The organism is Spirosoma oryzae, from assembly GCF_003002825.1.
In the GTDB taxonomy this organism is placed as follows: Bacteria; Bacteroidota; Bacteroidia; order Cytophagales; family Spirosomataceae; genus Spirosoma; species Spirosoma oryzae.
In genome coordinates this window covers 1-7956 of the sequence record NZ_PVTE01000058.1, presented here as the reverse complement: position 1 = coordinate 7956, position 7956 = coordinate 1, and the positions used below count along the sequence as shown (strand labels likewise).

8 protein-coding genes are annotated in these 7956 nt (G+C 44.5%); 4 read left to right on the top strand and 4 right to left on the bottom strand.

Features of this window, described 5'->3' with window-relative positions; genetic code table 11:
- The first annotated feature begins 195 nt into the window (after positions 1-195).
- Complete coding sequence (locus CLV58_RS27665; RefSeq protein ID WP_245882491.1) at positions 196-666, top strand: hypothetical protein; 471 nt, start codon at positions 196-198, stop codon at positions 664-666.
- A gap of 207 nt (positions 667-873) precedes the next feature.
- On the opposite strand, the gene CLV58_RS27660 is transcribed toward CLV58_RS27665, so the two are convergent.
- From CLV58_RS27660 to CLV58_RS27650, 3 genes are all read right to left on the bottom strand, one after another.
- On the bottom strand, positions 874-1062 hold the full coding sequence (locus tag CLV58_RS27660; protein WP_106141085.1) for a hypothetical protein: 189 nt from the start codon (positions 1060-1062) through the stop codon (positions 874-876).
- A gap of 65 nt (positions 1063-1127) precedes the next feature.
- A complete protein-coding gene (locus tag CLV58_RS27655; protein ID WP_245882490.1) occupies positions 1128-1382 on the bottom strand; it encodes a hypothetical protein in 255 nt (84 codons plus the stop codon).
- A gap of 26 nt (positions 1383-1408) precedes the next feature.
- Entirely contained in the window at positions 1409-2236 is an 828-nt protein-coding gene (locus tag CLV58_RS27650; RefSeq protein WP_170108821.1) for a Fic family protein, read from the bottom strand.
- A 273-nt stretch (positions 2237-2509) separates the two neighbouring features.
- On the opposite strand from CLV58_RS27650, the gene CLV58_RS27645 reads away from it, so the two are divergent.
- Together CLV58_RS27645 and CLV58_RS27635 are read left to right on the top strand one after the other, a co-directional pair.
- A complete protein-coding gene (locus tag CLV58_RS27645; RefSeq protein WP_146141571.1) occupies positions 2510-3322 on the top strand; it encodes a hypothetical protein in 813 nt (270 codons plus the stop codon).
- Positions 3323-4215: 893 nt separating this feature from the next.
- Entirely contained in the window at positions 4216-4914 is a 699-nt protein-coding gene (locus CLV58_RS27635) for a hypothetical protein (RefSeq protein WP_106141081.1), read from the top strand.
- A 290-nt stretch (positions 4915-5204) separates the two neighbouring features.
- Here CLV58_RS27635 and CLV58_RS27630 read toward each other — a convergent pair whose 3' ends face one another.
- The gene (locus tag CLV58_RS27630; RefSeq protein WP_106141080.1) at positions 5205-6320 is read right to left on the bottom strand and encodes a toll/interleukin-1 receptor domain-containing protein; all 1116 of its coding nucleotides are present in this window, start codon (positions 6318-6320) and stop codon (positions 5205-5207) included.
- 105 nt (positions 6321-6425) lie between these two features.
- Between CLV58_RS27630 and CLV58_RS27625 the strand changes: the two genes are divergently transcribed.
- Positions 6426-7634: a tyrosine-type recombinase/integrase gene (locus CLV58_RS27625; protein WP_106141079.1), complete on the top strand. Its 1209-nt coding sequence runs from the start codon at positions 6426-6428 to the stop codon at positions 7632-7634.
- Positions 7635-7956: the final 322 nt, after the last annotated feature.

Sequence of the window (7956 nt, the reverse complement as noted above, 5' to 3'; positions counted from 1 at the left end):
CATTCGTCGCTGGGCTACAAGAGCCCTGAACAGTTTGAGCAGGAATATTACACAAAACTCGCGAGTTCAGTGTGCCGCTAAACTGGACCACCCCAATCACAACTGCCCATAGACAGGTGTAGATAACCGATGTGAATAAAGTCTCACTGTCTGGACCAGTTACGTTTACTTTGCTTGAAATAATCAATTAGTTAAATGCCTGACATTCGTTTTTTCACCCAAGCTGATAATAAAGCTGTCTCAGCAAAAGCTGACAAAGTAGCCAAATCCGTCCCACTGACAGGCTATTTCTCGCCAACAGGCAAACTAGTTTTACCAACTAAGACCGTGCAGGCTATGAGCGATCTAAACAGTGTTCGAGCCATAAAGATCGGTAGTCCAGCCGAAAAGCGTAAACTAACCGTGCTTTATCTGATCCCTACAGATGAGCAGGACGCTGAGGGCTTTCCAGTAACGAGTACGCCTCGTGGTTTGACTATTGAGCTAGCCCAGATTCTGACTAGCGGTCGCGTCGACTATAAAACTGAAAAGTACAGCTTCACCTTAAAACCTTTTGCCTATCAGGAAGGCACAACTGGTTACGAGCTATCGTTAACAGCTAAGCTTGCTCAGCCTAAGGCGCCTTACATGGGTAAGCCTAGAGGTCGTAAGCCCAAGGCAAAATAAGCTTATTCTGATTGCTATTTGCCAAGTTATATCTTTACATATAGCCTGGTGAATTTTATAGTCACTCGTCCGAAAGCGCCGCTGTAATACATTTTCAGAGCATTGAAGATTTAGTCTCTTATGTTTTGAGCTACATAATAAAGCTTCAATCGTTAATGAGTGAAGCTTTATTATGTAGCTCACCCGGGGGTAGAGTTAACGGTAAGTTTAATCCGTGAACAGGTGCAGCCAGACGGTATCGACGTTCAGATTGTCGTCCCCTTCAATTTTGAACCCGCAGACACTCCCGTCTGCCATCGCCTTTGCCAATTCATCGACGTAGTACTGGCGGAGTAGGTCAGGGATCTGACTGTACTCGTCCTGTAAGGTCGCCCACTTTTTATACACCCATTCCAAAGTAGTCAGCAGCTTGTTCTGATGGTCGGTAGCCAGGTGCGATATGATGGGTATGACGGCGTAGGTTAAGCCCGGTGGAGAACTGCGCTGCTTAGGGGCATGGACAGGGGTTGGGTCTTTCCGTCGCTGTATTCCTGATGCAGCTCGTCGGTCAGGTTGTCGAGTCGGCCGCTCTCCAGCTCGTTGTCAATCTGCTTGTCCCACCGCTGGAAATCGTGGTCGGTCAGCCAGTCGGTCAATTTGTTATATTCCTCGTCGGGCAACAGGCTGATGGCCTGCTGGATCTGCTCACGGGTCAGGGGGTGCTGGTAAGTGTTCATACGCTTGACTGAATTAGAAAGTTAGTCTAGAAAATCAGGGTCAACCCCCCTTTTCGGGTAGGTGGCTTTATCGTGGGTTTCTGTTGCTCAGTGAGCCGGGTAATCTCATCCCTGAGAAACTTGCTCAGCTGCTCGTGCATGAATTTGGTAATAGGTTGGGTCGATTCATCACGCCGGGACTGCTCCAGCGCGTTTATATAGCTCGTCCGATCCTGGGCGTAGACCAAGCTCAGGGGCAACTGGTGGTAATGCTGCATGTAATTCATCAGCAGCCGCGAGGTACGGCCGTTGCCGTCGCCGAACGGGTGGATGCTCAGGAACTGGTAGTGAGCCTGAAACGAGAAATCGTAGACCTGCCGGATTGTCTTCAGATCAGGTAGGTTGGTGTTAATTTCTTTCAGTAACAAATCGACAGCCGGTACCACTTTCCTGGCATCGATAAACATGCGGCTTCCCGCCATCGCGCTTACGGTGCGGAATTCACCCTTGCTCGAATCGAAGCTACCCAGCAACGTGTTGGTGGGTCCACCGGTCTGTCGCATCACTCCGGCGGCTATCTCCTGAAGGCGGGCCCGGTTGAGGGGTTCACGGGCAGCAGCCCAGGCCAGTACCTGGTTTTGGATCTGCTGGTGATCAAGTACCATCAGGTGATCGGTCAGGGGCTTTCCCCCGGCCGTCAGTCCTTTGTCGATCAGCGTCTGGGTTTCGCTCAGCGTCAGCGTACTGCCTTCGATAACTGTCGAATGATGGGTGTGGACGACCTGATTGTACAAATCGAAGTTGATAACCCCATTAGTAAGTGCACGATACTGGTTGATCAGTTCGGGCAAGGTAGATAGTAAATTCGTTGCCATCATTGTATCAATTTACAGCCACACAAAGTTACAGTGAAATAAAGATGGTTTAACAGGGTATTGTCGAGGAACAAAGACTACCAATGTAGTATAAATGATAATCCATTGCTAAATTAGCTTACATATAGCCAGTCATTCAGAAGTTCAACGGACAATCACCAGCTGCTATGAATATATAAATTAAATATCTTAATGTCAATGTAATAATAACGCATCACTGTTAGAATTTAGACATTGAAGATAAGTATTAAGTCAATAATTTATTGTCTTGTTATGAAAAATAATACTTTCAAAACAATTGATACAACCGATGAGCGTTTCGGTAAAGCCGTTGAAAAAGTAGCCTACGCTATATCCCGGCACACTGGTCAATTATTTAGTGCTAATGCCGTGGGAGATCTAAAACCATTAGGGTCGTGTGTATTGATTCAGATTGAGGAGCTATATTATATATGTACAGCAGCACACGTCCTTAGTGATGCGAAAAATTTGAGTCCAATATATATTCTAACCGCTGATGGAATGGTTCAATTATTAGGAAAAAAGATAACATATCCGATTAGCAACATTAATATCGTTGATATTGGATACGTACAAATAGCCGATTCTTTAATCGAAGTTCTGAAGGGTACATTTAAGTTTTTACAGATGTCTTCGATAACTAACACGTCCCAGTTAACTAAAAATCCGTGTTTAATGTCATTTGGATTTCCTGAAAAGTCATCAAAGGTTGTGGGGAACCAGCTAGTGCCATCCGCCAACTACTTTATGCATAGTTTAGTTTCTGATAAAGTATTTAGTTACTATAAATTACAGCCTGATCTTCATTACGCTCTTACTCATGCTGGGGCAGGGATTAACATACGCACAAATAGCAAAGAATCCATAAACGGCGAACCAACAGGTATGAGCGGCTGTGGGCTATGGTATTTACGACCCTCCCTATGTGCTAAGTCAGGCGAACTTACAATGACTTATTATTTGATTGGCATCATGACGGCATATAGAAAAGGTAGATATCATATGCTTATAAGTGATAAAATCAATGCATTTATGCAGGCTATAGCGGTAGATGATAAAGCATAGGTTTGTGTTTTGTTTGTATTCATATAAAAGGAAAGCTTAGATTAGCCCTGCTGACAGTAGTTTAAATCTTAGGCCTACATACGTTATTACCATTTCGGTATTTCCTGCTAGGGAAGCTTTCTGATGTTATGATTGATTTCTAATCGTACTTTAAAATACATGTCACTAACTAGCAATTATTTACGTAACCGAATTAGTGAGTACAACAAAGAAGAACTCTTGGATCGATGTATGGAGCTGTTACAGGATCAGCACAACAACGTTACCTTTCCTATCTGGAGCCTTTTAATTTTAATCAAATGGAGTAGTCAATTTGCCGGTATGAAGGCCAAATTAAAAGAGCTAACGGATAAACGCTTCTGGACTGTATTCGACGGAATTGTAAAATTGAATGACTCGCATTTAAGTAGTTTTTTCGATGGGAACAAATCATTCAAAGCATTTTACGTATTGTACAATCAACAATTTTATTTACAGAGTAATTCGTCAGTTGAGGATTTTTCTGTATAGCTAAAGTTGTACACTACCGTCAAGCGATCGTTCGACATTGAAGCTCTTTTCTATGAGAAGAGTGACATTACTATTAAGGATTTTATAAAAATATGTTATTTTTTGTCGTTGGTTATGCGAACAAAGGATGTATACTAGGAGTATTTCTACAAAAATCGGGTCAATAAATCATTTGCGGCTTTGCTTACAAATTTTATGTCTGAGACAGTTGGTCGCACATTTATCAGTACATTGACTAAAAATATACCCTTAAATAAACAAACTGTCTTTTCAGAGAAGAACGAAATACGCCTTTTACATCTGCAGCCGTTAGGCGTATCTATATTTTCTCAACATCCGTTCATACACTATAAGAGTAATCTATACTTAACAAGTAGAAAAAATTGTTTAATTACACGATAAGACATTACATACATGATATTTTAAAAAACGATCTATTTTCTACTGAATTCGGCCGTCAGATAGAACGGTTTATTGAAAGTAGCCTAGTCTCATTCGGTCAGAAATTTTTAACTGAAAACAGGATAAAAAGTATTTTACCAGCTAAATATAAAGTTGTCGATTTTTATCTAAAAGAGAATACTATTTTTATTGAATGCAAAGCATCGGATATGCAGCCCTATGCATCGGCTAATCCGCAGGATGATCTACTGCTGAATTCGCTGAAATCATCGTTACTAAAAGCGTACTTTGAGCAGCTACAAACTGTTGCCAGATTGATAAGTCCGGATAAAGAATGCTGGGACATTATCATTACGTTCAAAGAGTTGTTCTGGAGCGACTTTCGCGATTTGTACTCAATTGCAGTAGGCCAGCAGGATGAGCTGGCTGAGTCGATCGTGCTACTTCCTGAAAACGTGTTCATTATCGATTTATATAGCTGGAATAGATTGTTGGCTTTTGCCAAAAGTGCCCGGCGTTCGTTGAGTGATATACTCAATACAGTACGAGTCGCCAATTCCTCATTGGTCACTAGGAAGTTACTATTCAGTATGCACCTTGATGAGTTGATAGCTGGTAACCAAGTGGAACCGCTGGATTACCTCAAAAGTGAGTTAGACTTGCTCAAGCCGCAGAACTAACAAAAACCGCTTAGCACCATTTACTGGAAACTTACCCCTGCTGCGGTTAGGAGTTAGCAAAAAGGTATCTTTTCTTTTTTAACTCATTTGTCTTTTTGCCATAGAAAAAGAGATATTTTATTGATTATCAGTTTACTATCTCTTTTTCTATTTTGATCCTATTTTTTTTGCCACTGCACAGGCCGTGCCCATTTGATGACCGGGTCAGCTACTGTTTGTGCTCGATCTTATCTGGGTTTCGATATTAGTGTCTGTTTTTTACCATGCTGAGCCCATGCGAAGCCCTAACTCTACTGGCTAGCCAGGTATCGTTTCCATCCGCCATTATCGTGCACGTCCATTCCTTTTACTGTTAAAGCAATGGCTGTTTCGGGTTGACCTACACCATCACAAGGCGTTGCAACACCATGAGTGTACATTTTATTCCGAACTCTCATTTCCATGCGATGATCGTAGTCGTGGCCATCGGTTGAACAGAAATCAGGGACCTGTAGACAAGCGCCAACAAAGTCAGTGTTAAGCCGAATGAGAATATACTCAATGACGTCATCCATGGTAGTTTGATGAGTATACTCATACTTACTTGTTTCGGGTTTGAGCGAAAGTTCAGCTAGATTATGAGTTGTCCGATTAGTGGGTGTTTGCTCGCTGTTTTGTAACGATCTTTCTACTGTAGCTGGCAGCCCATTATTATCGTCTGTTTTGCTTTCAAACCCAATGTATCTTAGTAACGGCAAGTATTTATCTTCTATCATGTTACTGTAATTGATCAGTAACATGTTGCTTAACTGTTTAATAAAGTCGTCAACTTGTTCGCTGATGTCTCTAACTATCCTGGTATCACTTATAAATTGAGGACTGTTTATTGGGTTAACCGTTGCCAACATCTTCCTTAAATAGTTTTCCTGCTCCTCCCAGTATTGGATATACCTTAGACGATCCATTGCAGAGTATATTTTTGTGCCGTCCAGGATAATTGGTAATATTTTCTTCTTAATTTCTTGTTCTTTAAGGAAATGATGGATTTCATGCATACAATTTTTTGCTTTCAAATAAGCATCACTTATTAGAATAACGGCAAAATCTGTATTGCGAATCGATTGCATAAAATCATCGATACTGTCCTTGTATACAAGATTGTGATTGTCTTTTCGGACTTCAAGTCCAATTTGGGTTAGATCCCGGTAAATAACTTCAGCCTCAGTACTATTTTCCCAGCAGTACGAAAGAAACAGAACGGGTTTCTTTGATTCAACTTGTTTCATTACGCAGCGTCTGTGTTTTGGCACAGTAAAAGTAAGCATCAACGGCCAACTTCTGGTTTTGTAGACTTGTTCAGTACATGAGTTTATGGCGTTATCATCATTCGAAGGGTGAGCTGTCCAATTGCCACTTTCCGGCTTCATGAGTGTAGAAGTATTTGAATTTGTTCACTGTCTTGTAAATTATGATTTGCCATAATTGGTGAAACAACCAGTTTTCACCAACTTTGCACACAACCTCAACCCATTATGAGCCACAAGCTACTACCGACCAGCACTGACGCCAGCCAAAACCAGGCTGTAGGGGCACTGCGTAAACCCTACACCGTCAGCCAGCTTATCGCTGCCTTCACGGCCGAGCTGACCCGCACCAGTAATTACCCGCGTCACGCCAGGGCCTTCGTCAAGGACTGTCTGCGAAAGGGGATAGCCATCGACGGTGTTAGCTTCAGTCGATTTACGGCCGAGCTGCCAGCTAACCGTATTTCGCCTATCCGCAAGTTTTTACTATTCTACCAGCAGATCGGTCAACCCGACGTGATCGCCGATCCGCCCCGCGTCCGGGTTCCGCCGGCGGCCAACGATCTAATCCTGCGGTTTATCCGGCAGGCCAAAAATCTGCGGGGGGATAATTCGAAACTAACGTATACAAAGGCGCTGAATGCTTTCTTTCTGTTTGTGGATGAGCAGCAGCAGCAGGGGCTGTCGGCCAGCCTGAGCGGTCAAACCGTCAGCGACTACGTGGACCACTTACGTCAGAACGACTACTCGCCCTTCACCATCAACCTCTACCTGTCGGCCATCAAGCAGCTAGCCAGCTGGTGCATCCAGCAACGGGCGGAGTTGGGCCTGGTCGAGCACCAGCTTAACGACCTGCGGGACGTTGACAGCGTGCGGGGATTAGCCGTTGAGCGAACATTCTACAAGGATAGTCTGGAAGCCGTCGAGCGGGAGCAGCTATTGGCACACTCGTTACCACTGCGTGAGTTGGCCATGCTGGTACTGCTCAGTGTGGAGGGCCTGCGTACGGTCGAGTTGACCCGGCTGCGCCTGAGTGATCTGGATTTCGAGCGGCAGGTGTTACAGGTACTGGGTAAGGGTAAGAATACCCGCAAGCCCATCCGGTTTTTTGCCGCCTGCCGGCATGTGTTGCAGGCGTATCTGGTCGAGGAAGGGCGATGGCCAGTGGGTGCCGGGCAGCGCAGTGAGTTTTTGTTTTCGGATCTGAAGACCTACCAGATCCGCTACGTCGTTGACAAGCAGTTGCAGCGCTTGGGGTTGAAGCGGCAGGGGATGTCTGCCCACAGTCTGCGACACACAGCGGGGCAACTGCTCCTCGAAGCGGGTATCAGTCTGGAGCACGTGCAGCAGCACCTACGCCACGAGACGCTGGAGACCACCCAGTTCTACACTAAAAAGATGACCCAGAAGACCTATCTCCAGCAAATGCCAGACTAGCCATTCAATAGACCACTTTTCACAAAGACCCAGCTCTTTTCCGGCCTGATACCCGCCAGCCGCATTGCCCCCTGTAGGGTGTCTCACTCTGCTATAACTTACGTCCAGTTTTATAGTACTGTCGATGTGAGGTCCCCCCCATTTCCGGACCGCCTAAAGATTGAGGATCGGACGTTCATTTGTTTTCTTTTCACTGCCCTTTCCGACCTCATCGGGCACCGTCCGCGGCTCATATCTTTGTTTTGAGTCGAGGTTGTGATAAAAAGTGCAATTTTTGAGTAAGACCTGACAGGGGTTACCAGTACCTCGGGTCCGCGGCTGA